Origin of the sequence: Nocardia sp. NPDC058633 (genome assembly GCF_042717045.1) — a bacterium.
Classification (GTDB): Bacteria; Actinomycetota; Actinomycetes; order Mycobacteriales; family Mycobacteriaceae; genus Nocardia.
Window position 1 is genome coordinate 242,199 of record NZ_JBHXRA010000010.1, and the last position, 26,449, is coordinate 268,647.

26 protein-coding genes are annotated in these 26,449 nt (G+C 66.3%); 9 read left to right on the forward strand and 17 right to left on the reverse strand.

Annotated features, from left to right (window positions below; genetic code table 11):
- Positions 1–32 precede the first annotated feature (32 nt).
- Together ACFWUR_RS15900 and ACFWUR_RS15905 are read right to left on the reverse strand one after the other, a co-directional pair.
- Positions 33–416, reverse strand: coding sequence for a hypothetical protein (locus ACFWUR_RS15900; RefSeq protein ID WP_378907401.1), 384 nt, complete (start codon positions 414–416; stop codon positions 33–35).
- A 387-nt stretch (positions 417–803) separates the two neighbouring features.
- A complete protein-coding gene (locus ACFWUR_RS15905; RefSeq protein ID WP_378907404.1) occupies positions 804–1,898 on the reverse strand; it encodes a hypothetical protein in 1,095 nt (364 codons plus the stop codon).
- An 87-nt stretch (positions 1,899–1,985) separates the two neighbouring features.
- On the opposite strand from ACFWUR_RS15905, the gene ACFWUR_RS15910 reads away from it, so the two are divergent.
- Positions 1,986–2,342 carry a S1 RNA-binding domain-containing protein gene (locus tag ACFWUR_RS15910; protein WP_378907407.1) on the forward strand — a complete coding sequence of 119 codons (357 nt, stop codon included), beginning with the start codon at positions 1,986–1,988 and terminating at the stop codon, positions 2,340–2,342.
- 185 nt (positions 2,343–2,527) lie between these two features.
- On the opposite strand, the gene ACFWUR_RS15915 is transcribed toward ACFWUR_RS15910, so the two are convergent.
- The 3 genes from ACFWUR_RS15915 to ACFWUR_RS15925 all read right to left on the reverse strand — a co-directional run bounded on the left by ACFWUR_RS15915 (position 2,528) and on the right by ACFWUR_RS15925 (position 4,456).
- On the reverse strand, positions 2,528–3,103 hold the full coding sequence (locus ACFWUR_RS15915; protein ID WP_378907409.1) for a hypothetical protein: 576 nt from the start codon (positions 3,101–3,103) through the stop codon (positions 2,528–2,530).
- Between the two features lie 322 nt (positions 3,104–3,425).
- Positions 3,426–3,896: an SRPBCC family protein gene (locus tag ACFWUR_RS15920; RefSeq protein WP_378907411.1), complete on the reverse strand. Its 471-nt coding sequence runs from the start codon at positions 3,894–3,896 to the stop codon at positions 3,426–3,428.
- A gap of 92 nt (positions 3,897–3,988) precedes the next feature.
- Positions 3,989–4,456 (reverse strand): hypothetical protein, encoded by a 468-nt coding sequence (locus ACFWUR_RS15925; RefSeq protein ID WP_378907414.1) that lies wholly within the window; start codon positions 4,454–4,456, stop codon positions 3,989–3,991.
- Positions 4,457–4,817: 361 nt separating this feature from the next.
- Here ACFWUR_RS15925 and ACFWUR_RS15930 point away from each other — a divergent pair, with 361 nt between their 5' ends.
- On the forward strand, positions 4,818–6,461 hold the full coding sequence (locus tag ACFWUR_RS15930) for a CocE/NonD family hydrolase (protein WP_378907417.1): 1,644 nt from the start codon (positions 4,818–4,820) through the stop codon (positions 6,459–6,461).
- An 87-nt stretch (positions 6,462–6,548) separates the two neighbouring features.
- Here the strand turns inward: ACFWUR_RS15930 and ACFWUR_RS15935 are convergent, their stop codons facing one another.
- The 3 genes from ACFWUR_RS15935 to ACFWUR_RS15945 all read right to left on the reverse strand — a co-directional run bounded on the left by ACFWUR_RS15935 (position 6,549) and on the right by ACFWUR_RS15945 (position 9,990).
- Positions 6,549–8,267 carry an alpha/beta fold hydrolase gene (locus ACFWUR_RS15935; RefSeq protein WP_378907420.1) on the reverse strand — a complete coding sequence of 573 codons (1,719 nt, stop codon included), beginning with the start codon at positions 8,265–8,267 and terminating at the stop codon, positions 6,549–6,551.
- 70 nt (positions 8,268–8,337) lie between these two features.
- Positions 8,338–8,892, reverse strand: a complete 555-nt coding sequence (locus ACFWUR_RS15940) for a TetR/AcrR family transcriptional regulator (RefSeq protein ID WP_378907422.1) — start codon at positions 8,890–8,892, stop codon at positions 8,338–8,340.
- A 147-nt stretch (positions 8,893–9,039) separates the two neighbouring features.
- A complete protein-coding gene (locus ACFWUR_RS15945) occupies positions 9,040–9,990 on the reverse strand; it encodes an NAD(P)H-dependent flavin oxidoreductase (protein WP_378907425.1) in 951 nt (316 codons plus the stop codon).
- A gap of 235 nt (positions 9,991–10,225) precedes the next feature.
- Here ACFWUR_RS15945 and ACFWUR_RS15950 point away from each other — a divergent pair, with 235 nt between their 5' ends.
- Entirely contained in the window at positions 10,226–10,528 is a 303-nt protein-coding gene (locus tag ACFWUR_RS15950) for a hypothetical protein (RefSeq protein ID WP_378907427.1), read from the forward strand.
- Here ACFWUR_RS15950 and ACFWUR_RS15955 read toward each other — a convergent pair.
- Entirely contained in the window at positions 10,464–11,042 is a 579-nt protein-coding gene (locus ACFWUR_RS15955) for a TetR/AcrR family transcriptional regulator (RefSeq protein WP_378907429.1), read from the reverse strand. The two genes, ACFWUR_RS15950 and ACFWUR_RS15955, sit on opposite strands and share 65 nt — an antisense overlap.
- A gap of 99 nt (positions 11,043–11,141) precedes the next feature.
- On the opposite strand from ACFWUR_RS15955, the gene ACFWUR_RS15960 reads away from it, so the two are divergent.
- Positions 11,142–11,810, forward strand: a complete 669-nt coding sequence (locus ACFWUR_RS15960) for a methyltransferase domain-containing protein (protein WP_378907431.1) — start codon at positions 11,142–11,144, stop codon at positions 11,808–11,810.
- Positions 11,811–11,883: 73 nt separating this feature from the next.
- Positions 11,884–12,525 carry an HD domain-containing protein gene (locus tag ACFWUR_RS15965; RefSeq protein ID WP_378907434.1) on the forward strand — a complete coding sequence of 214 codons (642 nt, stop codon included), beginning with the start codon at positions 11,884–11,886 and terminating at the stop codon, positions 12,523–12,525.
- A gap of 33 nt (positions 12,526–12,558) precedes the next feature.
- Here the strand turns inward: ACFWUR_RS15965 and ACFWUR_RS15970 are convergent, their stop codons facing one another.
- Genes ACFWUR_RS15970 through ACFWUR_RS15995 form a run of 6 tightly spaced genes read right to left on the reverse strand, consistent with a single transcriptional unit; the run spans position 12,559 to position 18,539 of the window.
- Positions 12,559–13,311: a copper homeostasis protein CutC gene (locus tag ACFWUR_RS15970; protein WP_378907437.1), complete on the reverse strand. Its 753-nt coding sequence runs from the start codon at positions 13,309–13,311 to the stop codon at positions 12,559–12,561.
- Between the two features lies 1 nt (position 13,312).
- The gene (gene nagB, locus ACFWUR_RS15975; protein ID WP_378907439.1) at positions 13,313–14,092 is read right to left on the reverse strand and encodes a glucosamine-6-phosphate deaminase; all 780 of its coding nucleotides are present in this window, start codon (positions 14,090–14,092) and stop codon (positions 13,313–13,315) included.
- The gene (locus tag ACFWUR_RS15980; RefSeq protein WP_378907441.1) at positions 14,092–15,264 is read right to left on the reverse strand and encodes an N-acetylglucosamine-6-phosphate deacetylase; all 1,173 of its coding nucleotides are present in this window, start codon (positions 15,262–15,264) and stop codon (positions 14,092–14,094) included. Before ACFWUR_RS15980 ends, nagB begins: the two co-directional genes overlap by 1 nt.
- The gene (gene ptsP, locus ACFWUR_RS15985; protein WP_378907444.1) at positions 15,261–16,925 is read right to left on the reverse strand and encodes a phosphoenolpyruvate--protein phosphotransferase; all 1,665 of its coding nucleotides are present in this window, start codon (positions 16,923–16,925) and stop codon (positions 15,261–15,263) included. The genes ACFWUR_RS15980 and ptsP overlap by 4 nt, the downstream gene beginning before the upstream one ends.
- Positions 16,925–17,188 (reverse strand): HPr family phosphocarrier protein, encoded by a 264-nt coding sequence (locus ACFWUR_RS15990; protein ID WP_378907446.1) that lies wholly within the window; start codon positions 17,186–17,188, stop codon positions 16,925–16,927. Before ACFWUR_RS15990 ends, ptsP begins: the two co-directional genes overlap by 1 nt.
- A gap of 4 nt (positions 17,189–17,192) precedes the next feature.
- Positions 17,193–18,539: a PTS transporter subunit EIIC gene (locus ACFWUR_RS15995; RefSeq protein ID WP_378907449.1), complete on the reverse strand. Its 1,347-nt coding sequence runs from the start codon at positions 18,537–18,539 to the stop codon at positions 17,193–17,195.
- Positions 18,540–18,767: 228 nt separating this feature from the next.
- Here ACFWUR_RS15995 and ACFWUR_RS16000 point away from each other — a divergent pair, with 228 nt between their 5' ends.
- From ACFWUR_RS16000 to ACFWUR_RS16010, 3 genes are all read left to right on the forward strand, one after another.
- Positions 18,768–18,998, forward strand: a complete 231-nt coding sequence (locus tag ACFWUR_RS16000; RefSeq protein WP_378907451.1) for a glucose PTS transporter subunit EIIB — start codon at positions 18,768–18,770, stop codon at positions 18,996–18,998.
- Positions 18,995–19,450, forward strand: coding sequence for a PTS glucose transporter subunit IIA (locus ACFWUR_RS16005; RefSeq protein WP_378907454.1), 456 nt, complete (start codon positions 18,995–18,997; stop codon positions 19,448–19,450). The genes ACFWUR_RS16000 and ACFWUR_RS16005 overlap by 4 nt, the downstream gene beginning before the upstream one ends.
- 490 nt (positions 19,451–19,940) lie before the next feature.
- On the forward strand, positions 19,941–20,999 hold the full coding sequence (locus ACFWUR_RS16010; RefSeq protein WP_378907457.1) for a class I SAM-dependent methyltransferase: 1,059 nt from the start codon (positions 19,941–19,943) through the stop codon (positions 20,997–20,999).
- On the opposite strand, the gene ACFWUR_RS16015 is transcribed toward ACFWUR_RS16010, so the two are convergent.
- Complete coding sequence (locus tag ACFWUR_RS16015; RefSeq protein ID WP_378907459.1) at positions 20,981–24,271, reverse strand: DEAD/DEAH box helicase; 3,291 nt, start codon at positions 24,269–24,271, stop codon at positions 20,981–20,983. The two genes, ACFWUR_RS16010 and ACFWUR_RS16015, sit on opposite strands and share 19 nt — an antisense overlap.
- A gap of 483 nt (positions 24,272–24,754) precedes the next feature.
- Here ACFWUR_RS16015 and ACFWUR_RS16020 point away from each other — a divergent pair, with 483 nt between their 5' ends.
- Positions 24,755–25,408 (forward strand): hypothetical protein, encoded by a 654-nt coding sequence (locus ACFWUR_RS16020; protein ID WP_378907462.1) that lies wholly within the window; start codon positions 24,755–24,757, stop codon positions 25,406–25,408.
- On the opposite strand, the gene ACFWUR_RS16025 is transcribed toward ACFWUR_RS16020, so the two are convergent.
- Positions 25,335–25,916: a vancomycin high temperature exclusion protein gene (locus tag ACFWUR_RS16025; protein ID WP_378907464.1), complete on the reverse strand. Its 582-nt coding sequence runs from the start codon at positions 25,914–25,916 to the stop codon at positions 25,335–25,337. The genes ACFWUR_RS16020 and ACFWUR_RS16025 overlap by 74 nt on opposite strands.
- Positions 25,917–26,449: the final 533 nt, after the last annotated feature.

The following is a 26,449-nucleotide window of genomic DNA, read 5'->3' on the forward strand; positions in this document are numbered from 1 at the left end:
CGATATCAGAGTTTCGCTGCACAGTGAGGGCGCTAGGGCGCCAGCAGTAGTTCGAGAGCGTCGTCGATCGGATAGTCCACCAGCAACCAGGTGTCGACGTTGTCGACGTCGTCACTTGTCGGCCGCCACGCTACGGCTGCACAGACCCCGAGGGTCTCACCGGATTCGAGGCCGGGGAGGCGCCAGGTCAGCTGCCCTGGATCGCTGATGTCTACCGAGCACGGTGTGGGGTTGTGTGCCCGGGTAGGCGCCAAGTGCTGCGCCCATCGCTGCGGAAGGTGTCGGCCGATTCGAGCATGGGCGTACAGCAAGTCCAGGTCTGGCCCGCCCATCGACAGTGTGGTGGCCGGTGAGTCGACGGTGAGCGCAGCGAGGTGCTCACCACAGTCCGGCGAGACATCCGCGTCGGCGGGCATCCCCGTTATCTGAGCACGTAATTCGAGCTCGGGAGTGGACGCGGTGGCATGAATCTGCCATACGACAGCCCAGAGGGCTGTCACTGCACGATCAACGTGATGCCGTCGGTGGAGGATCCGGCCGACAATGAGGTCGACTGTCACATTCTGCTGATTCCATCTGTAAACGGTTGCTCCCGAACGCAGTTGCCGAGCAGAGGTTCTGCCCCCAGCCACCGTCGGCCCGAGGCGGGTCGTGAAGACGACGGTGCCGAGCGGGGTAACGATCTCTGCCACGCCTACCTGTGGTTCCTCCTCGGGCTGCAGCATGGCCTCATGATGCTCAGTCTCCGCGACAGGAACAACTCGAGATCGGCATAAGTGAACGTGCTGTGGCGGACAACTCGCCTAGGAGGCGTCGAACCCACGGTCGGCAACATCAGCGTGGGAGATTTGGTGGCAGTCGTCCGGCTCAACCGTGCTGTAGATGACGATTTCAGCTTTGGCCATCGCCGCGAGCTCGACACACCGCTCGAGCTTGTGCAAAGGTAGGAAACCGAGCACCAGTCCTTTCTTGCCGGTGAAGACGCCGATCAACGCGGTGCCGACCGTTCGGCAGTGGTCGGCCAACAACCGGAGGTAGGTCTGGAGATCGCTTTCGGTGTTGCAGACCGTGACATCGTCGTCGTACCGGTCCCAGGTCAACCCTTTCGGACAGGTGGGTAGCAGTGCTAGGCGGCTGCGAATCGCGTCGGGATCGGCTACCACGCGATCGAAGTAGACCAAGCCACTGTCGATGCCATCGGCCAAGACCTCGATCAGTGTGTCCTCTGGATCGAACGCCGACCACGACGCATTCTCGAGAACTCTCTCCAACCTGCCACAAGCCTTCTCTACGTCGGGTGCGATGAGCTCGACAAGGTCGAAAAGCGCCGCCCGTTGCGCTGCCGCAATGTGCGCGCTGTGGAACCGATCGAGGGGCCGGGCCAAGAAGTCGATGACCACTACACAGCCTCGGTCGTAACTGTCGAGATCATCGAGGAGCCAGCTTTCATTCGGCCGGATCCGATGAAACCTGAACGTGCCGTTGGTTTCGTCGATCGCAACGATGCATCGCAGCGGAAGCGGCGTGCTCAGTTCACCCGCCAGTCGCCCGACCTCCCTGGCCAGGGCGATCCCTTGTCGAAGTAGGGTTCGCTGCGCGTCGACACCGATGATCGGCCCCTCGGCATACGTACTGTCTACGGGCACAAAATCTTCTAGGTGGAAGAGAGTGTGAAAGCACTCCCACCCGATGAGATCGAAGGAGCGCCCCGGCGCGTCATCAGCGTGCGCGGGCACCGGGGCCCAGCACACCACCTCGCCGCGGCACCCGATCCCGCGGTCCACCCATGTCCGCAAGCCGGACGACAAGCCCTCTTCCGGATCCAGGCCACCGAAGCCGTCACGAAGGCCGAGTAGTTTCGTCGTTCGGTCGTTCATCGTCACCGTGAGCACGGTCAAAGCTATCGCTCATACAGGCATCGGCAGCGCGCGGCCGAATACACATGGTTGACAGCTGGACACTGAACTGGTTGAAATGCTCGAACGATGACCGACCATGACCCGACAGAACTGAACCTCGAAATCGCTCGCAAGATCTATCCGGTCGGTCAACACGTGACCGGCGTAGTCGTCCAAATCCCCAGACCAGGAGCTGGAGGACTGTTCGTCGACTTGGGCACCCCACCATGGGGATTCGTGGATGTAAGCCATCTCCCAGACTCTCCGGAGCGGTGGCCGACCATCGGCACCGTCACCGATTTCGAAGTCGTCCACCACACCCATCAAGGTCACCAAGTCAGACTCATCCCACTCGATCCCACCTACCGTGCACGTCCCAGGTCGCCGATTGATGCGCACCGACTACGCGCTCTGAAACGGCATCTATCGGGTGACCAGGCATAGTCACTGTGACCGACACCGACTGAGGCCAACGCTGTCATCGACACGTGCGGACGTTCGTGACCGTGCGATAGGCGGCATCTCAGCGCGCCGGTTGCCGTCCAGCCGAGGTTCAGGCGCCAACCAGACAGTGACCTAGCGGAATTCATCGGCAAGCCGTCGGGCCCGATCGCAGTTTTCCTCATCGGTCAGGTCGCCGAGAGTGGGAACATCGACGTATGCCACCTTGTCGCCGAAACGTACCAGCACGCCGTGAGCGGGGTAGTCGGCGTCCTTGGTGACAGTGCAGAACGCTTCGTCGCCGGGTGGGTGTCGCTCAGGAAGAAGGTTCTCAGCGTTTGCGCGTCCTGGGTGTCGCGGTTCAGAGCGGTTTCCCGCTCACGTCGGAATACCGCCGGCGCATCGCTTCCGGTTTGAGTTCTCGCGTACACCATGCTGTTGCCCCGGCGATCGCCGTCCTTCCATCCGCTGACGTACCGAGCGCAAATGTCTCCTCCCGCCAGCACATTCCTGTCTGTGCCCGGGTCCGGAGCCACGGAAGGCTGAGGACTGTAATTGAATCCGTCAACCTTCGCTCCCGCGCCCGACACGCGGATGACGTCCCTGTTCGACAGCTTCTTGCATCCATCTTTGAATTCGGAGACCAGCGGGAGACCGTAGCCACAAGCTGTCAGCGCAAGCGCCGCTGCGAGCACGAGCGCCACTGTCGCTACTGCTTTCCACGGCGTCGGTACGCGTTCGTGGCCGGTACGTTTTGAATCCATCGATACCCCTGGCGCCTTCGTGTTCGTCGAGCACACTAACGCAGGCTGAGTTTCGGTGGCCGCTCGAGCGGACTCGATCGGGAGACATGGATTCGCCCGGCACAAATTCCTGCGGTCGACAGAATCGGATGTTCGCGACCACGCAGTGAGCGGCCTTGAACAGCGGACCCTGCCGGGCAGGCGCGTGCTCCGTCGGGAATCATGAACGGTGAGATCGGCACATCAATCTGGGCTCGGATCCGGTTGTCGGGGAGCTGTTTCGGTGAGTCGGAGGACAGCGGAATCGCGTCGTGAGACAGCGGTCGATGAGAAGGTCAGGTTCTCACGGACGTCGCTGAATGGTGCGGGCGAGGATGCCGAGGGTGGCTCGCAGGGCCGACTCGGGGATGATCGGGAAGATGGCCGCCTCGCGGTAGCGGGGTGCGATCTTGCTCCAGTCGTAGTACGAGGTGACGATGGTGCCGGTGTCGTCGGCTTCCAGGCGGTAGCCGTACCGGTGCTCGATCGGCGGCTGGATGGTGCCCGAGATCGTCCATTCGAGCAGTCGGTCCTGCTCGAATTCGGTGATGATCACGGTCACGTCGTATTTGCCCATCGGGAGGTCGTTGAGCGACTCGCGATCCATGTGCACGATGAACTCGTCGCCGACACCGGTGACGGGTTTTCCCTCCGCCGATTGGAGCATGCCCGAACTGTCGATGGTCACGTGCCCTTCGGGGGAGCGCAGCAGCGCGAAGATTTCCGCGGGTGACGCGTTGACATGCCGCTGGACCTCGAACCGTTCTACCGTCATGCCCTCCACCCTCGCACACTCGGCGTCGACGCATGTCGCGAGCGGAGTCGCGGGTGGCGGGTGTGATTTCGACAAGCGTGCCCGGCCGGAGCTCAGCGTGCCTCACGTGATCTGATCGCGGCCACGAACGCGTCAGGGTCGGGCCGCGGTCCGGGACCCAGGTTGAAATGCCCGCGCTCCGACCATGATCCGAGCATCGTGGCGGTGCTGCCTCCGGGAACTTGCAACGCCGCCCGTTCGAGGGTGAAGACCCGCACCGAGTCGGCGGCGTCGGCCAGCGCGATCCCGACGAAATACGCTTCGGCGGGTGCGACAGGCGGTGGCAGGACAACAAGTAGTAGCCGCAACCCCGCACTGTCGATTCGGTCGGCGGAAAGGCCATCACTCGGCAGTCGTTCACCGTCGTCCAGTCTCTCGCCGACGAAATGCCACAGGCCGGTCAGGTGTTCGGTGAAACCGTTCGGCGGTTCATCGGTGACCATGCGCCCCCCGATCCGCAGCGCCAGATCAGGCAACACCCGATGTGCGAACTGGTAGTGATGAGTCCTCGCCTGCGTCAAAAGTCAATCCCTTCAATGGATTTGAACCGGTCAGCCTAACTCGTGCGTCAAGCCGGAGAAGTCGAGGTTTCAGACCGTGCCGGTGGGCATCGGTGAAGTCACCGCCATCTGTCAGCGGGCCAGGTACGCCGAGAACAAGCAGGCCATGCCGATTTTCCCGAGAACGCCGGGCGAATGTCGGTTTCGACGCGGAGCCGAGTGCCGCTCGATACGTTCGGCCAGGTCGCGGGCGTACAGGCGGGGGAAGCGAGGGGTATCTGGTGTCGCTCACGGGGTTGGGTGGTCGAGCGGGCCGATGATCTCAACACGCCCCGGATATTCGGGGCTGGACGCGAGTGCGGGGACCGGCAATAGTCCGGGGGTGCGATTGGGTGTTGTGGTGGCGCGGGCAGTGGCCGGTGTGGCGTTGGTGCTCGGGATGGCGGCGCCGGCGACGGCCGAGCCGCTGAATGTGGAGTTCACGTGGACGCAGGAGTACCTGACCGCGCCCGACGGGACTCGGCTGCACGCCGATGTCCTTCGGCCGCCGGGTGTGGCGCCCGATGCGCCGACCCCGGTGTTGTTGACGGCGAGTCCGTATCGGGCGCATCTGGCGTATCTGTCCCAGCCTCGGCCCGGTGGTGGGCCGTCGACCGACAACCTGCCGGTCGAATGGGCGCTGCGGGCCGGATACACGTATGTGATCGTCGACCTTCGTGGGTTCGGCGGATCCAACGGGTGCCCGGATTTCGGTGGCCCGGGGGAGCGGTCGGATGTGGCGGCGGCGGTGGAGTGGGCGGCGAGCAGGCCGTGGTCGACGGGACGAGTCGGAGTTGTCGGGACGTCCTATGAGGGATGGACCGGGATGATGGCGCTGGCCGCGAAGCCGAAGGGCCTGGCGGCGGTGGCGGCGTTCGAGCCGGTGGTCGATCCGTACTCCTACCTCTACATGCAGGGCACCGCGTGGAAGTTCGGTGGCAAACCGCTGACCGAAGACGGCATTCGTCCCGCCGACACGGCCGGCGCGGAACACCTGGCTATCGCGTCGACCCCTGGTCACCCCGATGACGGCGACGAGTACAAAGCCAACGCGGTGCAGATGACGCAGGACTGCGCCGCCCGCTATCTCGCCCTCACCACCGATCACGACGCCGCCAATCCGGGTTGGCGCGAGCGCGACATGGTCGAGGCCGTCCGCGGCAACACCACCCCGATGTTCCTCGGCCAGAGCTTCCTCGACTCGAATACCCGAGCCGACCGCATCATCGAGGCCTGGGAAGCCAGGGGTCCCGGCGAGCACCGCGCCTGGTTCGGTCAATGGGGCCACTCGGACTGCCGCGAGAAGTGCGGCGCACCCCAATTCGCCTCGGAGCTCTACGCGTTCCTGGACAAACACGTCGCGGGCGCCGATATCGCGGTACCCGGTCCACCGGTGACCGTCGGTCAGTTCGACGGGGGCTGGCGCGGTGAACCTGTCTGGCCTCCCGCGGATTCCCGGCGCCAGTCGGTGGCGCTGCGCACCGGTACCTACAACGATCGCGGCCTGTTGCCCGGCGCTGACCGCGAAATCTGGTCGATCTCGGCGCCGGTCACCGAGCCCGTGCATCTGGCGGGCCGCGCCACTGCCGCACTGACCCTGTCGGGCCCACCGGAAGCGACTGTGGCATTGGAGCTTTACGACATCGCCCCCGACGGACGTGCCACCGTCATCACCCGCGGCATCGCGCCCGTCCGATCCGAATCCGAGATCCGGCTGCTGTGGCAGGACGCTCGTCTGGCCACCGGCCACCGACTCGGCGTCCGCATCACCAACGCGGTCGACGACGTGTGGTCGCACACGCCGACGAACGCGAACGTCACCGTCACCTCGGCCCGCCTCGACCTGCCGCTCCTCACCACCCCGCGGGAGCTGGACCTGCCCGGCGGTGTCCCCGTCTGGCACGAGCGCTGGCGAGGAGCGGAAACCGTCGAACTCGGCCGGCCGACCCTGGACGATCCAGCACTCCGTATCGAAATACCCGGCTGAGCCGAAGCGGGTTCAGCGGCTGGGCAGTGCGCCAGCTGGACTCCGCCCTGGGCGGTCGACCTCGGGCGGAGTCGTTCGAAACGTCGATCAGCGGTCCGAAGTCGTTGTGGCCCCGGCGAACTCATCGCCACGCACGACGCGTGCGACCAGGTCAGGATGGGTCAGCTGCGGATAGTGTCCGGTGCCGGCGATGGTCGTGACAGACCGATCGGTCGGCTCGATCAGCGGATCGTCCGCCCCGACGATGATGTCGACGGGGACCGTGACGCGGGCCAGTTTCGCGGCAAGCTCGTCTCGCGAGGCACCGGCCGCCCGCAAGGCCGCGAAGGTTCGCTGGGCAACGCCGGGTCGCCGCAGATTCGCCACCGCGGAGGCTACGGCCGGTCCTTCCGGAATGCCCAGCTGCGCGGCCAACTTCGCCCCGGACATCCGTTTCACGACCTCGGCGGCAAGGTGTGAACCCAGCAGCCGGGAGGCGGGGCGCTGCAAGAACGCGGGTGCGATGAGCACGAGCCGTGACACCCGTTCGGGATGGCGCAGCGCGAATTCGATGGCAGGCCAGGCGCCGAATGAATGGCCCACGACGACCGGTCGAGTCCGTACCGGCGCCATCAGTGCCGCGATCCAGTCGCCGGTCGACTGCGAAGTCGCCGCCGATCGCCCGAGCCCGGGGAGGTCGGCCGCCAGTATCGGAGCATCCAGTTCCCGTACCACGCCGGCCCACGAATCGCTGTCGAGCGGAATGCCGTGCAGCAGCACATACTCCGGGGCGATCTGCTCGCCGACCACCCAGGTGCCGTCGCGGAAACCGGATCTCGGTGCGGGCTCGCTTGCGCCGTTGCGGGTCGCGACGATCCCGTCGGCGTAGGTTCGCAGTAGTTCACCGACGGGTGGGTGACTGATGCCGAGACGACGCGCGATGACGTCGCTGTCGCTGGTGTCGTATCGGTCGCTGCTGAGAAAAGCCAATGCTTCCGGATCGGCACGGGTCACTGCGCGGGGCAGTCGGCGGACCAGCGCGGTCGGCAGGGTGAAGCGTGGCGCGGCGACGTGCAGATGGTCGGCGACGAGCCGAATCAGTTCGGGCAGTTCGGGAGTCGCGGCATCGAGCAGCGGATAAGACCTACCGACCGTATCGGGTTGCGCGGGCAGCCCGACGATGAACCGGGCCACGTAGTCGAGATCGACGACCGGCACGAAGGTGTCGGCAGCGCCCGGCAGTGCGGGCAATCGGCCCTGCCAGAGGTTGTCGATGATGTCGGAGAGCCCGAAATATTGGCCGGGTCCGAGAACTCCGGAGGGGTTTGCCATGGTCAGCGGGATATCGCGGTCGGCCGCGATGCGCCGTAGCAGCAGGTCGGCCTCGACCTTCGACGCCTCGTAGGCACCGTTGCCGTAGTCCTGCTTTCCGCCGTTCTCGGCCGCGCGATAGCCGGTGATGTGCACGATTCGTCGCAGATCCGGTTGTCGCGCAGCCCATTCCAGCACATGTACCGCCCCGTCGAGATTGACTCGTCGGGCCACCTGCGCATCCAGCCCGAACTTCATCAACGCGGCCGCGTTGTACACATCGCGCACCCCGTCGACGGTGTCGCTCAGCGCCAGATCCGGTTCACCGATATCGGTGGTGGTGATGGTCAAGCCTGCGGTGTCGACATCCTGTCCGTCGAGCCAGTTCCGAAGCCGATCCTGACTGCCCGTTCGCAACGCGGCGGTGACGGTATGTCCGGTTCGCAGTAGTTCGGCGACCAGTGAGCGGCCGATGAAGCCGGCGGCACCGAAAACAACCGAGTCAGTGTGAGTCATGTGTCCTACTTTCAGTAGACCGATTTACATATTTTGAAGTGATGAGCCGGGCTCGGGTGAAGGAGGTCGTTCAGATCAGAACGTCGATGGTGTCGGCGAGGTGCCGAAGTGGTTGGCGGGAGCGATAAGTGCGAGCCAGCACCAGTCCGCCTTCGATCAGCGCGAGCGCGACCGTGGCGATTCGCTCCGGCTCGGGATGGCCGAACCCGGTCAGCCGCTCCCGGATCGCTTCTTCCCAGAGCTGGTAGGTCGCTGAACAGGCTTGCTGCACGGTGTCATTGGTCGACGCGGTGTCCAACGCGACGGCCGCAACCGGACATCCGACAGTCCAGTCCGACGCTTCCAGCTGATCGCCCAGCAGGTTCACCATTTTCCGCGCGAAATCCCGCGCGTCCGTCGCTTCGATCGTCCGGATGATCGCCGCGATATCGGTGCCGCTCTCGGCGAGGGCCGCTGCCACCAACTCGTCCTTGCCGCCGGGGAAGTGGAAGTACAGCGACCCGCGCGGCGCCCCACTCTCCTGCACGATCTGATTGAGCCCGGCGCCGAAATATCCCTGCGACTCGATCAGCGACCTCGTCGCCCTGATCAGCTTGCACCGGGTTTCGGCTCCCTTTTTGCCCACCAACTCAAACTAGACCGATCTACATATTTTTGCAACTGGTGATTGGTCGGTGTCCGCGGGGCGGGCGTTTCCGGCACACAGCAAGACATGCGCCGGGGCGCGAAGGATCGTGGTGGTGTGGCGAAACGACCTTCTTCGCAGATTCGACTACGTGAGGCGTGACGAGAGAAGCTCGGCCGCGTCCCCGCACAATCGGTCGATAACGGTGGCGGCAGGCTCGATATGGTTCACCGAACCGACGCCCTGCCCCGCATCGACAGGCGCGAGCCGGGGATCGTCGAGCTCGATCGCCGCGCGAAGTTGTTCGGAATCGGGGAGGTCGTCGCCGTCGCGCCGGGTCCACGGATCGGTGAACTCGTTGCGCAGGACGCGCGCCGGATAGATCGGTGGCCAGGGCAGATCGAGTGCCTCGTCGAAAGCGGTGGTGACGGTGGTGGCGCCCGAGTCGGCGGCCAGCATCGCGAGGCGGGCGGATTCGGGCAGCAGGGACTCCTCGGCGGCGGCCAGGCAGGTCCCCAGCCAAGCCCCCGCCGCGCCCGCCGCGAGCACGGCCGCGAGAATTCGACCGGACCCGATACCGCCGGCGGCGAGAACCGGCACGGTCGCGATGTCGAGGACGGCGTCGAGCAGCGGCAACAAAGCCAGCCGGTCGGCGCCGTGACCACCGCCTTCGCTGCCGCGCGCCACCAGAATGTCGATGCCCGCATCCTGCGCGCGGTGGGCGCCGGGTGCGTCGTAGACCTGGGTGACGGCGAGGATGCCCGCTGCCTGCACCTTCGGCACCCAGGAGAAATCAGTGCCGAAACTGACCGAGATGATCCGTGGACCCGCGGCGATGGCAGCATCCAGCAGCCCGGTTTCGCGGGCGCGAACCCAGTCCACGAGCCCGATGCCGTCCGGCGAGCCAGTGACAGCCAACTCGCGCCGCAAAGCCGCCACCGACCCCGCACTGCCCATCCCGATCATGCCGAGCCCACCCGCCGCGCTCACTGCCGCCGCGAGTCGTCCGCCCGCCGCTCCGCCCATCGGCGCGTTCACCACGGGTACTCGCAGCCCCAACGATCGTGACCACTGGGTCGACAGTGCCAGTTCCGACATCGGTGTACCTTTCGCCACGGCCATGACGCAACCATCATGGCAGCCGGGCGGTGCGGGCGGTCCTGGCCGCGCGAGCCGGGGCCGACCTGCATCTCGAAATACCTCGTTGGCAGCACTGTTCGTGGAGTTGGTCGCACTGGAGACCAGGTGGCGCGCCAGGGGCGACGAACCCCGACGGCGGCTCCGCCGGGCGCGTATGTTCGACGGGAACACAGGACGACGAGACAGGATTGTGATGACGATCAGAGATCGCGTCGAACAAATGGTGGCCGAGCCGGTGATGGTGTTCGGTGAACCGTTCGAAACGGCCGACGGCTCGACTGTCATCACTGTCTCGCGCAGTGGTGGTCTCCTGCGGCACCCTCATCCGATCGGGTTGTTCGTCGTCCATGCCGGACGCGCGCACTGGACGCCCGCGATGGACGCCAATCGCATCGCTCAACTCGGCGAATGGATCGGACTGCTCACCGGAGTCATTGCGGCGCTGGCGATTCTGCGTCGTCCGCCGTGGCCGGACCTGCGCCGCCGGACCCACTGAGCCCGTAGAGCGCGAGCGCCTCGAACCGCCGCCATGCCTGCGCGGGCGGTGTCGGCGCGGTCGGTTCGATCACCGGACCCAGCATGCCGAGCAGCCCCCACGACAGGAATTCGATCGTCCCCGTGGGCCGATCGCCGAGGAGTTCACCGACCAGTTCGGCCACACTCTGCTGGTAGGCGCGCACGACGGTGGCAGTTGCCTTCGACCCGATCAGTGGGCGATACACCTCGGGATACTGTGCGGCCAGATGGAACATCACGCGCAGCGGCGCGAGCGGGGAGCCGGGAGCGGTCGTGCGGGTGATTTCTCGACGCAGGAATTCGGTGCAGCTCACCGCCAGCAGGTCGTCCTTGTCGCGATAGTGCGCGTAGAAAGTGGATCGCCCCACGTCGGCGCGCCCGATGATGTCGCTGACGGTCACCTTGTCGTAGCCGCGCTCGATCATCAGCTCGATCAACGCCTTGTGCAGCGTGTCCCTGGTGCGTCGAACCCGGCGGTCAGGGTGCTCGGCCATCGCTTCCTCCTGCACGGTTTCCCCGGATCTGTTCGATAACGGACACCTCCGGAGATTCTGCTCCTGGTGCCGTACGCGGCGCCGCCCGACCATGAACTCATGTCCCGAAATCAGCTTCTCACCCCCATGTTCGTCCACGACGCGGACACCGGCCTCGTCATCGCGGGCCTGCGTCGCTACAACCTGTTCACCTCGGTGTTCTTCCTCGGCAGGCATCGTCGTCTGCTCGCCGAATTCGTCACCCGCTCCGGTGTGCGCGCCGGTTCTCGTGCCCTCGATATCGGCTGTGGTCCCGGAAAACTCGTCCGGGCGCTCGGCGAAGCGGTCGGACCGAGCGGTGCTGCCGTCGGGGTCGACCCCTCGGCTACAGCCGTGGCCGACAACAGTGCCCGGGATCACGCCACACACCATCACTACGTGGTCGGCCCCGCGCAATCGCTACCCTTGCTCGACGCCGAATTCGACGTGGTCACCTGTACTTTCGTCATGCACCACATCCCCGAGCCGCAGCGTGATGCCGCGATCACCGAAATGTGGCGAGTGCTGCGACCAGGCGGACGTCTGCTGCTCGCCGACGCGTCCCCGTCGCCCCGGATGCGGGCCGTGCTCTCACGGTTCCTCGGCCGCGACGCCGATCCCTTCGCCGACGCCGACATCCGCCACTACACCGGTCAGGTCGAGGCGGTCGGATTCACCGATCTGGTCTATACCCAGAGCCGCGACCAGACGGGTATCCTGACCGCGCTGAAACCCCTCGCCCACCACTGATCCCCGCATCCTGTCGGTGCCCTCGGCTAGGGTCGATTTCGACACGATCACCAATCGAGCACGGGGGTGCGGCATGGAGTTCGATCAGCGCGAAATCGAAGCACGGGAATTCGCCATCGCGGCACACGGTGATCAGCGCTACGGCGACCGTCCCTACGTCACCCATCTCGCGGCCGTTCGGGGTGTTCTCGACGATTTCGGCTACGGCGGTGAACTCGGCCTCGCCGCCTGGCTCCACGACGTCGTCGAAGACACCCCGGTCACGGCCGAGGAGGTCGAATCCCGTTTCGGTCGTGTGGTTCTCGACTTGGTCTGGGCGGTCACCGGTATCGGCCCCGACCGCAAGGCGCGAAACCACAACGCCTACACCAAGATCGCCGCCCACCCCCGGGCCGTGATCCTCAAGCTCGCCGACCGCACCGCCAACGCCGAGGCCAGCCCACTCGCGAGCAGCTGGATGGGCATGTACCGCACCGAACACCCCACCTTCAAAGCTCACCTCGGCGAGCTACTCGTTGACGACCCCACCGTGGCCCGCATGTGGGAGCGGCTCGACCGTCGCCTCGATCCGTCGGTGGCCCCGCCCATCGATCAGTGGGCCGACATCGACCAGTTGGTCGCGGCAGGCGAACACGAAAAGGCCTTAGCGGCAGTACAAGCCACTTTCGAGTGCGATCCGGGCGAAGCAGAATTGATCTTGGCCGAGCGCGCCTGATCACCCGCGGCACCGCTTACCGAGCAGCCTGATTCAGGGTGCTCGGCGTCCGGGGAACGGCGGACGGTCCGCGGCGAACAACCGGGTGGCCACGGCTGCCGCGAGGTCTTCGTCCAGCTGTTCATGGCCGGACTCACCGCCTCCGCCCGGCCCGCCGTCATCGGCGACGACACGTCGCGCAGACAGGTGAATCGCGTCTACACCGGCCCGCTGTAGGGCGGCGAGGTCACCGAGGGCGATCCCACCGCCCGCCATGATCTGGATGCGCCCCGCCGCGTGCTCGACCATCGCGGCGAGTTCATCGAGACCCTCAGCGCAGGTAGCCGCCCCGCCGGAGGTGAGAACCCGGGTCAGGCCACCGGCGATCAACGTGTCGAGAGCGGCCTCGCGGTCGCGGATCTGATCGATCCCACGATGAAAGGTCAGCTCTATGTCATCAACATCGAGTCCGTCGAGAATGCGACGCAGTCCTTCTGCGTCGACCCGATGGTCGGGCGTGAGCGCACCGAGCACCAACCCGGCGGCGCCGGCCGACACTGCCGCGCGCGCATCGGCATTCATCACCGCGAGCTCAGCGGCATCGGCGTACACGAAACCACCGGCCCGGCACCGGATCAGCACGTGGACGGGTATTCCCGTTCCGACCACCGCCTCGACGGTCCCGATGCTCGGCGTCAGCCCGCCGGTACTGCCCAGCCCCGCACACAATTCCACCCGATCCGCCCCGACGCGGCGAGCGCCGAGCGCGCCCGCCACGTCCTGTACCGCGAACTCGAGCGCGGTCACCTCAGAACGACTGCCAGGCAGGCTTGTTCGCCAGCGCGTACTTGTAATAGTCCGCCAGTTTCAACTTGCTCGCCGCGGCCTCGTCGATCACCACCGTGACATGGGGGTGCCACTGCATCACCGAAGCCGGGCAGAACGCCGACAACGGCCCTTCCGCGGCGGCGGCGATCGCATCGGCCTTCCCCGCGCCGAGCGCGATCATCACCAGGTGACCGGCCTCGTTGATGGTGCCCAGACCCTGCGTGAGCACATGATGCGGCACATCCTGCGGCCCGTCGAAAAAGCGCGCGTTGTCCTTACGTGTCTGCTCGGTGAGCGTCTTCACCCGCGTGCGCGAGGTCAACGCCGACCCGGGCTCGTTGAAACCGATATGCCCGTCGGTGCCGATGCCCAGCAGCTGCACGTCGACCCCACCTGCCGCGGCGATGGCCGCGTCGTACCGCCGTCCCTCACCCGCGACGTCGCCTGCCTCCCCGTTCGGGCTCAACACCCGCGCGGGATCCAGGTTCACATGGTCGACGAACTCGGACCTGATCACCGAGAAGTACGACTGCGGATGGTCTTTCGGCAGTCCGACGTACTCGTCGAGCAGAAACGCACTGGCGGTGGAGAAATCGAGCTCACCCGCGCGCCAGCGGCGCGCCAGCTCCTGATAGCTGCCCAGCGGCGACGACCCGGTAGCCAGGCCGAGGATCGCGTTCCCGCCGGTCACATAGCCGCCGACGATATCGGCGACCGTGGCGGCCACCTCGTTGTCGTCAGCCCGGATCACGATCTCCATCAGATTCCTTCCGTTCCGGCGACGAAGACCCGCCGCGGCCGCAATGACTGGTCGGTGACAAGAATGTCGGCACGCGCACCCACGGTGAGACTGCCGCGTTCGCCCTCGAGTCCGAGCGCACGGGCAGGGGTGCGCGTCGCGGAGATAACCGCGTCGGACAGCGGGATACCCACCTCGAAAACGGTCCAGCGCAGCACATCGACGAGCCGAGCTGTTCCGCCCGCGATCGCCCCGGGCGAACCGTCGACGGTGGCGAGCCGGGCGACACCGCCGTGGACCTGAACATCGAGCGCACCCAGCCGGTAGTCGCCGTCGCTCATTCCCGCTGCCGCCATCGCATCCGACACCAGTGCGATCTGATCCGGTCCCACGGTATCGAACACCATCGCCACTGTCTCCGCCGCCAAATGCACACTGTCAGCGATCAATTCGACCACCATCTCGCCGCGCCCAGCGGCGGCCAAACAGGCCGCGACGGGCCCGGGGGAGCGGTGGTGCAGGGCGGGCATCCCGTTGAAGAGGTGCGTAGCGGTGATAGGCGCGCCACTTGCCTCGGCGATGCGCGCCGCGGTGGTCGCGGCGTCGGCGTCGGTGTGCCCGAGGCTCGGCAGCACAGCACGACGGCGCATCGCGGCCAGCAGCTCATCGAAATGCGTGGTCTCGGGGGCCAATGTCATCGACCGCACGGTGCCGCGCGCCGCAGCGTAGATCCGCTCGAACAACGAGGGATCGCCGGGAATGATCGCCGCCGGGTCCTGTGCGCCACAGCGGGTCGCATTGAGGAACGGCCCTTCGAGATGTACGCCGAGCAGTTCCCCGTCTTCGACGAGATCGGCCAGCATCGCCGCCTGCGTCACCAGCACCTCCGGCTGATCCGACACCAAACTCCCCAGCAGCCCGGTCGTGCCCTGCCCCCGATGATGCGCCGCCGCGACCCGCGCACCCTGCGCATCAGCGTTCGGAAACCCGAACCCGGCGCCACCATGGCAGTGCAGGTCGATCAGACCCGGAAGCACAAGATCATCGTTCGGCGCTGGAAGACATTCGGAATCATGATGATCCGCAGCCGGCCCGACCCGGATGATTCGACCTTCATCGAATTCGACGATCCCGTCCGCGATCTCTCCTTCGGCCGTCCCGACGAGTCGACCGCGCACAACAACCTTTTTCACGACCGCCCGATGATCGCCGCGACAACCTCACGCGCCACCTGCGGATTCCGCGCGGCACACGCCGCATCCGCCGCATCCTGGCACCGCTGCACATCCACCGCGGCCAACGCCGCCCGCACGGCGGGCAACGCGGGCGCAGACATCGACAGACTCGTCACTCCGAGACCCACCAGGACCGGCGCCAACGTCGGATCCGACGCGGCCTCACCACACACCCCGACCGATTTGCCCGCCGCCGCACCGGCGGCGCCGACCATCGCGATCAGGTCGAGGACCGCGGGCTGCCACGGATCGAGCAGCTGGGCGAGCCCGCCCGCCATCCGATCCACCGCACACGTGTACTGGCTCAGATCATTGGTTCCGATGCTGACGAAGTCGAGATGGGCGAGCAGGTCGGCGGCTCGCAACGCGGCCGCCGGGATCTCGATCATCGCGCCGACCTTCTTCAGCCCGGATTCCCGTGCCAGCGAGGCGAACCCAGCGGCCTCGTCCGCGGTAGCGACCATCGGCGCCATCACCCACAGATCGGCCCCGGTCGCCTCACCTGCCCGGGCAAGCGCGGTGAGCTGGGTGGCGAGCGTTTCCGGAAACACCGTGCCGATCCGCAGCCCGCGGACACCGAGCGCCGGATTCTCCTCGGTGCCGAGATCGAGGAACGGCAGCGGCTTGTCCGAGCCGGCATCGAGGGTTCGCACCACAACCCGTCGCCCGGCGAACTGTTCGAGAACCGCTGTATACGAGGCGGTTTGCTCGTCCAACGACGGTGCGGACGCCTTACCGAGGTACATGAACTCGGTGCGGAAAAGCCCCACGCCTTCGCTGTCGATCGGCCCCGCGTGCACCGCGTCATCGACGGTGCCGATGTTCACCAGCAGCTGTACCGGCGTCCCGTCGGCGGTATGCCCCGGCCCACTGGCCGCCGCGATTCGCTCCTTGTCCGCCGCCGCCCGCTCGAGTGCGGCCTGCTGATGCTCGGCGCTGGGATCGATCACGACCTCGCCGGTCGTGCCGTCGAGCAGGACCGGCACGTCGTCGACGAGTCGATCGGTGTCGGGACAGTTGACCACCGCGGGCAAGGCGAGGGACTTCGCGAGAATCGCGGTGTGGCTGGTCGGCCCGCCCTCGGAGGTGAGCAACCCGACCACATCACTGTCACCCAGCATCGCCGTGTCGGCCGGGGCCAGATCCCGCGCGACCAGCACGAACGGATACCCCGGCTCCGGAATGCCCGGCATCGGCAGCCCGAGCAGCACCGCGACGGTCCGGCCGCCGATATCGCGCAGATCGGTGGCCCGCTCGGCCATATACCCGCCGAGCGCTTCCAGCTTCGCGCAGAACCCCTCGAACGCCAGGTGTACCGCGTGCGCCGTCGGCATCCCGGCGGCGAGTTCCTTCTCGGTGGCGGCGACGATGCCCGGATCACGGGCCATCGTCGCCGACATCGAAAGAATCTCCGCCGCAACACCACTCACCCGCGCGGCTCGGGCGGTCATCTCGTCGGACACCCCACCGAGCGCGTCCTCGACCCGCGCGAGCTCCTCGGCCACCGATCCGCCGACCGGATCCTGCGCCGAGGTCTCGAGCTGCGATCCGAACCGCAACCACGGCGCGCACACGACTCCAGGACTCACTCCGAGACCGCGAATCACCTGTTCCGGCATCAGGCGGCATCCAGATCCGAGGCGATCAGTGCCGCCAGCTGGTCCAGGACTTCGTCGGCGCCCTCGGCGTGCAGGGTCACCTCGGCGCCGTGGTCCGCGCCCAGCGTCATCACCGCGAGCACGCTGGCCGCGTCGACCGGTTCGCCACCTCCCACCGAGATCCGCACCGGCACTCCCGCCGCTTGCACGGCCCTGGTGAGTTTCGCGGCGGGCCGCGCGTGCAGCCCCACCTCGGATCCGACGATGACGGTGCGGGTGCTCATTGCCTCACTCACCTTCCAGCTTCTTGTCCGACTTCTTGTCGACTTCGGCGACCGATGGTGCATCGGTGCGAGTATCGCCCGTGGCGGCTTCGGCGGTCTCCGCTTCGACCACGGCCGCGTCGGGCACGCCGGCCTCGACATCGGTTTCCGCCTCGCGTCCGGGAGTCCGCAGGTTCCACTTCTTGATCACGAAGCTGAACAGCACGTAGTAGATCACCGCGTAGCCGAGCCCGATCGGGATCAGCATCCACGCGTCGGTCGCCTTGCCGAAGTTCAGCAGATAGTCGATCGCACCGGCGGAGAACGTGAATCCGTCGTGGATACCGAGCGCGTTCACCAGTGCCATCGACGTGCCCGTCAAGATCGCGTGCACCACATACAGCGGCCACGCCACGAACATGAACGAGAACTCCAGCGGTTCGGTGATGCCGGTGACGAACGCGGTGAGACCGGTCGACAGCATGATGCCGCCCACCAGCTTCTTCTGCGACGGGCGCGCGTTGTGCCAGATGGCGAGCGCGGCAGCGGGAAGCGCGAACATCATGATCGGGAAGAAGCCCGTCATGAACGTGCCCGCGCTCGGATCACCGGCGAAGAAGCGGTTGAGGTCGCCGCGCACGAGCTGGCCGGACGCATCGGTGTAATCGCCGACGAGGAACCAGACCGTGGAGTTCAGGATGTGGTGCAGACCGGTCGGGATGAGCAGGCGGTTGGCCGCGCCGTAGATGCCGCCACCGACCACCGAGTTGTCGGCGACGCCCTCGCCCACCCAGGTGAGCGCGGAGTTGAACGCCGGGTACAGGAACGCCATGCCGACGCCGACGATCAGGCCGGTGAACGCGGTCAGGATCGGCACCAGCCGCCTGCCGTTGAAGAACCCGAGGAAATCGGGCAGCTTCGTGCGATAGAACCGCTGCCACAGCGTCGCCGACAGCAGACCCATCACGATGCCGGCGAGGACGCCGTAGTTGATCAGCGCCTGCGCGCCCTTCGGGTCGGTCTTTCCCTCGAGCACGATCGGCGACATCGCCTCGAACACACCGTTGATCACCATGTAGCCGACCACCGCGGCCAGCGCCGTCGACCCGTCGGCCTTCTTGGCCCAGCCGATCGCGATACCGACGGCGAAGATCAGCGGCAGCCAGGTGAACACGGCCTGGCCGGCCGCCGAGATGACCGAAGCGGTGCTCTCCAGCGCGGAGAAGCGGCCGAGGAGGTCGTCCTGGCCGATGCGCAGCAGGATGCCCGCCGCGGGGAGCACCGCGATCGGCAGCATGAGGCTGCGACCGAGGCGCTGCAATCCCGCGAACACCTTCGATTCTTGTTTGGGTGTGTCGGTAACGGCAGTCATGTCGACCTTCTTCGTGCCGGGGTTCCGGCGGTCTCGGCGAGGGAGGACCGGCTTGCCCGCCGATCCGGGTTAACTGTTGTGAACCGGTGTCCCTGACGGGTACTGTCCGGTCATAACCAGTTGCCAGTTTGACCAGGTGGAGGTCGGATGTCAACCGCCGAATATGATGTGGCGCACATTCGAGACTCCCATACTGGTACCGGCAACCACCGTGGAAAGGGAGAACACATGTCCAAAGCGGAAGCGATCGTCCAGGGCCTCGGCGGCGCGGACAACATCGTCGAGATCGAGGCCTGCATCACCCGGTTGCGCACCGAGGTGAAGGACGGCAGCAAGGTCGACGAGGCCGCGCTCAAGGCCGCAGGCGCCCACGGTGTGCTCAAGGCGGGCTCGATCGTCCAGGTCGTCGTTGGCCCCGAAGCCGACACCCTCGCCGACGACATCGGAGACATTCTGTGAGCATCCCGGTCCTCGCCCCCCTCCCCGGCAAGGTCATCGCCCTGTCCGAGGTGCCCGATCAGGTCTTCGCCGACCAAATCGTCGGCTCGGGTGTCGCACTGGACCCCGACCGCACCCGCGGCACCCTGACGGTGACGGCCCCCATTTCCGGCAAGATCCTCAAACTCCACCCCCACGCCTTCGTCATCCTCGGCCACGGGGTCGGCGTGCTGGTTCACCTGGGAATCGACACGGTGAAACTGAAGGGCGAAGGCTTCGAACTCCTCGCCACCGAAGGCGACACGGTGGAGGCCGGCGCCCCCATCGTCACCTTCGACCCGACGGAAATCGCCGCCACCGGCTACTCGGTCATCTGCCCCGTCGTGGTGATGGACTCTGCGAAGAACTCCGTCGACACCGACACCACCAGCACCACCGTGGAATCCGGCGCCCTCCTGTTCGATTCGCCGTAGGGCGCGCGGCCGTACACCGGCGAATCAGCCGGCTTCGCACCCTCTTCCGTCACCGTCGCGGTCGAGCCCGTACTCATCGGGCCCGATCACGCGAACGGGCCCCGTGTAGACCGGCCCATCGCCGGCGCCCTCGCAGTCCACGTCGCTGACGATCGGGACGCAAGGGTCATAGGACGAGTGACAGTCCGGTGCTGCACGGAACTGGCTCGATTCGCTGGTGCGAAGTACGTCGGTGATCGGATCAGCGGTGACTGATGGCGCCATCGCAATGGCGACAGCTATGGCGGAGCAACCTGCTGAGCCGAGTAATATCGCTGTTCTCATGACTTGTCCGATCATTCGAGGCTCACCGACAATTGTCGCGCTAACATCCCGCAATGGACCGGTTGGAGATCGAATCGTTGGGCGGGTGAACCGTTGGTCTCGGCGGTGCGTAGTCCGTATCAGCGGGTCGATGCCGATTCGTGTCGCATCGTCAGGAGGATGACCGGTGAGTGCAGTGGAGCAGACCAGTGAGCAGTTCGCCGAGCGGTTGTTCGGGGCCGCGCTCGGGACGATCGACATCCTGGCGGTGCATCTCGGTGATCGACTGGGCTGGTATCGGGCGTTGGTCGAGGGTGGGCCCGCCGACGCGGCAGCGTTGATCGCGCGGGCCGGCGGGGATCTCCGGTATGCGCAGGAGTGGCTCGAGCAGCAGGCGGCCACCGGGATTCTGGCGGTGGACGCGGACGGGCGGTTCGCTCTGCCCGCCGGCGCCGCGGAGGTTCTCACCGACCCGAGCAGTCTCGATTACCTTGCGCCGCTGGCTCGTATGCTGGCAGGCGCCGCTGTCCAGATGCCCGCGCTGGTGCGGGCCTATCGCGACGGTGGTGGGGTCGGCTGGTCCGAATACGGCGCCGACATGCGCGAATCCCAATCGGACATGAACCGCCCCTGGTTCGAACAACGTCTCGCCACCGACCTCGCCGGCGTCGCCGGTGTCCACGCGCTGCTCTCGCGCCCGGATGCCAAGGCTGCCGACATCGGTTCCGGCGGCGGCTGGTCCGCGATCGCGCTGGCGCGCGCCTACCCCCAGTTGACCGTAGACGGCTACGACATCGACCAGCCCTCGGTGAAGATGGCCACCGAGAACGCCGCCGATCTCGGCGACCGCGTCCGCTTCCACCACGCCGACGCCGCCACCGATCTCCCCGAATCCACCTACGACGCGCTGTTCGCCTTCGAATGCCTGCACGACATGCCACACCCCGTCGAGGTGCTGACCTCCATGCGCAAGGCCCTGCGCCCGGGCGGCGCGGTGATCATCATGGACGAGGCCGTCGAATCGGAATTCACCGCCCCCGCAAGCGATATCGATCGCCTGATGTACGGATTCAGTCTGTTGATCTGCCTGCCCGACGGCATGGCGCACCCCCAGTCCGCCGGTACCGGCACTGTCATGCGCACAGCGAAACTGGGGGAGTACGCCGACGAGGCCGGTTTCACCGCCGTCGACATCCTCCCGATCGAGAACTTCGGCTTCTGGCGCTTCTACCGGCTCACGGTTTGATCGACCAGCTGCTCGGTCTGGACCGTCCACCGCCTGGCGAGGTCATCGAAATACCTTTGGCTGCTCCACAATCGGTAGTTGCCGATCACGTAGACCCGCCGCCGCGCCCGCGAAACCGCCGCGTTGAGCACATTCGGATTGGTCGCCGCCCACCGTCGTGACCCGCCCGCGGCGGGCGAGGTCCCCAAGATCAGCACCACGACCTCGGCCGAATTGCCGTGCATCGCGTGGACGGTCCCCACCTGTCGCTGCGCGAACTCCGCACCGAGCACCTCACGCGCCACTTCCCGCGCGCCGAAGGCGACATCACGGAACGGGCTGACCACACGGATATCGGCCGAGGCCACACCGTCCTCGGTCAACTGCGCGAGCAACGCGGCGAGCGCGTCACCCTCACCGGGAATCCAATTGCCCTCGGCCCGTGCGGATCTCACATCGATCCACCGATCGTGGCCGGGGAACTCCGGCCGATCCGGCGTGCCGAACACCAGCAGGTCGTCGTCGTAGGCGATGTGATGGGTGAGCTCGAAAATCGGCCTGTCACTGCGCCGATGGACCCGAAGTGGCGTGCCCACCCACACCGGCGCGATCGAATCCGAGGGCATCAGCCAGGTCCCGTACCGCACGCCACGATCGGCCGCCTGACGCACCGACGCCTGATCCGGCATCCATTCCGCGTCGAGCCCGTACTGCTGCACCAAGGCTTCCTGCGCCGACGTGGGCAACGCACCGACAGGCCCCAGCTGGCGATGATCACCCACGATCACCGCACGCCGAGCTCGCCACAACCCACCGGCCACCGACTGTGGCGCGGCTTGTCCCGCATCGTCGACGAACAACCATCCCAACGCCTCGGACCCCAGCCCCGCGAACAATCGCGGCAGCGCGGTGAAGGTTGTCGTGATCATCGGTACCGCGAAGAACAGCGTCTGCCACGCCGCCGCGACGGTTTCCGGATTCGGCTCGACCGCGAGCTCACCACGGATCAACGCGATGGCGACGATCAGGTTGTCGCGCACCCGCGGTGCCGCGTTGAGCAGGAACGCGCGATGCAGCTTCAACGCGGACAGGAACAGGTCACGCCGTGCGGTCGCATACTCTTCGTCCGCCCACGGATTACACAGCTGGAACTGCTCGTCATCACCCGCGACATCGCCGAACGGAATGGTGCGCGACCAATTCTCGCGCCCTCGCTCGATCACGTCCAGCGCCGCCGCCCGCCGTTCCGTCAACTCGACGTGCCGACGAATCAGCGTGCGGCCGTGCTCGGCGGCCTGCGACCATTGGTCGCGCGTGTATTCGACCTCGGTCTGGCGCCGCCGCATCTCCGCTTCGGCGATATGCCGTTCCCTCAGTAACTCATTGCTGCGCGCACTCCACCGCCGACCGGCCCGGAACCCCGTCGACAGCGACGCCATGAACCCTGGCTTCTGTCCGCCGTGCTCGCTGAGGAACTTGCCTGCCCGGTGATGCGCGGCCTGCGCGGCGCGCAGATGTTCGGTTGCCAGCTGATGACGCTCACGCCAATGTGCGTGTGCGTCATCGGCATTGGCGATCTCGGCCGCCGTCGACTGCAACCCGGCGTTCATGGCGGGCAGTTCGGCGACCGCATCGGCCACGTTCTGGCGCTCCTGAGCGAGCCTGCGCACCTCGGCCCGGCGAGTGGTGAAGTCCCGCGTCGCGGTCGGCCAATCCGGAATCGAATCCGGGTCGGCCTCGGCCTGCTTGAGGATGTCGAGCATCCCGCCGTTCGGGGTGCCGGTCTTGCGCTCGGCGGCGAACCGATCCCCGAACCAGAACTGCTCGGCGAATGTCCGTCGCGTTTCGCCCAGCGCCGCCGCGACCAAACCCCACGCGGGTGCTCCGCCGACGAGTTCGGCCAAGTCGGTGAAGTGATTGAGCTCGCCGTCGATCGCGCCGCGATGCTGAAGTTCGGTGACCACATCGGCCGCGGTGGCGTCGCTGCCCGTCGCGAGCACCACTTCGAACCCGGTCACGCAGTTCGCCAATCGATGTGCGCCCACCGTGTAGTTCTTGGCTACCTGAACCTGCTCGGTGACTCCGGCGAACACCGCCATCGGGTCATCGAAAGCCGCCAGTTGCCCCGCTCGCTCGACCAGAATTCCGGCCAGTAGGTCTCGTAGCATCGTCGTGGTGCCGGTACCCGGCGCGCCGTGCACCGCGAAAATGCCGGCGTCATCACGTAATTCGGACAGTGCGCAATCGACCGCGAACTGCTGCCCCGACACCAGCGGGTCACCCGGCCAGCGTCCGTCCGGAACGAGGTGGGGGAGTAGCCCTTCGACCACCGCGTCCTGTCGTCGACGAACATCGATCCGGTCATCGACGGGCAGGGCGTCGGCCGCCGCGAGGTAATCACGCAGCGCCACACCGATATCGCCGCGCTCCACCGCTTTCGCGAGGTCGGCCAGCACCGGTCCCAGCCCACTGTTGAGCCGATCCTCGGCGGCATCGTTGTCCGCATCACGCGCCGCGACCTGGACACACGCCACCCGCACGCCACCGGCCCGCAATTCCGACCGAATACCCAACGCGGCACACAGTTCGCCGGTGAAGAGATGCAGGTCCCGACCGGTCAACCTGGGCGCCTCGACACTGTCCTCATCGTCCGCGCAGGCGAACCGTTCGGCGAAGGCCAACGCCGACATCCCGGCGAGCCCCGGTGAGATCACCCCATCCGCCCCCGCCGCGATCACCGAAGCCGCCACCCCACGGCCCGCCACATCCAGCGCACGCCACCGCGGTGACGGGCCCACCTGATCGGCATCGGGCGGGGTGTCTCGCGCCAATGTGTCGAGCGCGGCAGTGAACGAGGCCGAGTCATGGTCGAACCCGTCGGCCCAACCGATATCGCCGGGCCCCGGCGCGCGCAGCCGATTCACGGCCCACGCCAACCCCGACAAGGTGGCCGAGCCCTCGACAACTCCACCGCTGTCGGTCAGCGTCATCGCGAAAGCCGCTGTGGTCCCGGCCCGTCGAGCATCGGCCTCGAGCTGATCCTCGCCGAACGTCCGCACCAGCGCTTTCCGCGCGCGCCCCACCTCGAACAATCCGCCGTACACGACGAACTGCCACACCCGCCCGGACTTCAACGCGGGCAGCGCGGCAAGATTTTCCCACGGGGCGCGTTCATCCGCCGCGAGATCGACCACCAGGCCGTCGGTCTGGACGTCCGGCACAAGCTGCGGACCGAACAACTCGACGGTCTGCCAGAAACGCACGAGCCGCGCGGCGTGCTCGGAACCGCCCACGATGCACCCCAATCCGGTCGGCCATCATTGCAGACAACCCCGATCACGGTACGCGATAGGGATTGCGCTAGCACGCCACCCCGGCGGTCCTGCCTGCCGGGGCGAGACCATCGGCGCTGGTCCTACCGCCGCGGCGAGCACCCAGCTGCCCGCGACCGCCCCGCCGACGAACTCGAAACCGGTGCGCCCGAACCGCTTCCGCCGCCGAGAGCGACCGATGTGTTCTCACTCATCCGGCCCCGAACGAGCATTCGAGCACATCGAAGGTGTTCTCATCGGGCGCCGATTTCGCCACAGCCGGACCTGCCCAGGCCACAGCCCGCCGGCCACTGCCACCGTGATCGTGACTGCCTTGATGATGCCCACTCGTCGTCCTCCTCGATCAGGAGTACGTACCGACGGACAGGGTTGACCGCTCCGATCGCCGCGCCCGCGTCGGAAAACCCTTTGACCCGTCCGTCTCCCGCCGCCCACGCTGGGATCATGGACGACTTGGCCCGCGCCGCAGACCTGTTCGTGCTCGGCGAGCTCGACGACGCGGACCTGTCGATGGCTGCCGCCGAGGCGCTCGCGCGTGGACTCGACAGCCCCGCGCTGCTCGAGCTCGCCTGTCTACATCGAACGGACTGCGCCGGAGCCCCCGACCTGTTCCGCACCGCCATGGCTGAACTGAACGTGGTGACCGAATGGACAGCGCGGGAAGTCGACGCCCGGGTAGCTCGGGCACGAGATCACGCGACAGCCCTGCTGGCCGACGAGGGCGAGTTGGCCGACCACGTGGACGCAATCACGGTGCAGCTTCTGGAGCTGGCCGGATACCCCGATCCGCCCGCACCGGATCTGTACGACTTGGCCAGGGAGTTCGAGTCGTTGTCGGAGTACCTGGAGTTCGCCGACGCCGCGTCGCTCCGTGCGCAGGTTCGTAGCGCGTGCCGAACCCTGCTCGCAGGCCCGCCCTACGCGCCGGTGCCCCCGCAAGCATTCGAGGCGTCGTTCGAACAAACTCCGACCCGGCCCGGGAAGTGGCGCCGGTTCGTCGCCTCGCTGCGGTCCAAGCGCGCGATCAACGCAGAAGCATCTCCGCCGCGGCCTTCGGTGCTGCAAGCCATTCACGAACGTTGTTGCGTACCTCGGTGATCTGCCTGCACTCGCAATAGGCCACCACCCCGTCGGCCTCGATACCCGCCGCTCGGCACAGCGCCACCGCCCGGGGGAGATGCTGGTACTGGCTCACGATGATCGCGCGGTCGACGCCGAACATCGACTTCGCCCGCTCGCAGGTCTCTCGAGTGGAAAGTCCGACACCATCGGAACGCACAATGGCCGGGTCGATGCCGTGGTCGAGTAGATAGCGCGTCATCGACACGATCTCGTCGCCCGACGAACCGCCGGCATCCCCCGACAGCAAGATCCCCCCGACCTTGCCCGCTTCGACCAACTCGATCGCTACATCGAGACGACCTCGGAGGTAGGCCATCGGAGTTCCGTCCGGTGCGACTCGGGCACCCGGGACGATGACGACAGGTGCGCTGGGCGCGGCCGCCACATCACTTCTGTGGCCGGACGACAAAGTCCACATGGTGGCGTTCGGCCCGGCCGTCACCAACGCGAGTCCACCCGCCAACAGAACTCCGGCCTTTGCCACTCGACGCCACCATCGACGCTTCCCACTGAGTTCACCCGCCATGCGCCCTTTCATACATGAACCGCGCGAAAATTACCCCTGACTAGGGGATTTGACTTCGCGTTTGTCGGCACGTAACTTTATTCGAGTCAGAGCGACACGGACACCGACTCAGCCGCCCAGCGGCCGGGACACGAGGTAGTACGATGAGCGCCTGACTGACTGCGTGTTCAGAGGAACTCGGTTCGGATTTGCTTCCGGCCGGTTGCCTGAGCTAAAGTTTGAACCCTTGCCTCACCGAAACCCCTACGAGAAGTTGTGGGTAGAAGTGTGTGCGTGTGTTCTTTGAGAACTCAATAGTGTGTCGATGAATGTCAGTGCCAATAATTATTATTGGTTCCAATCTTTCATGTACCCCCCGGTCGTGGGAGGTTGGACATTGAACAACAGCGAATCTTTTTTGCTGGTGTTCGGCAATGCTAGGTTTTCGGACTCTAGTTTAGATATTTCTGATTGACCCTTTCGGGGGTTGGTTGAGAGTCTTCAACGGAGAG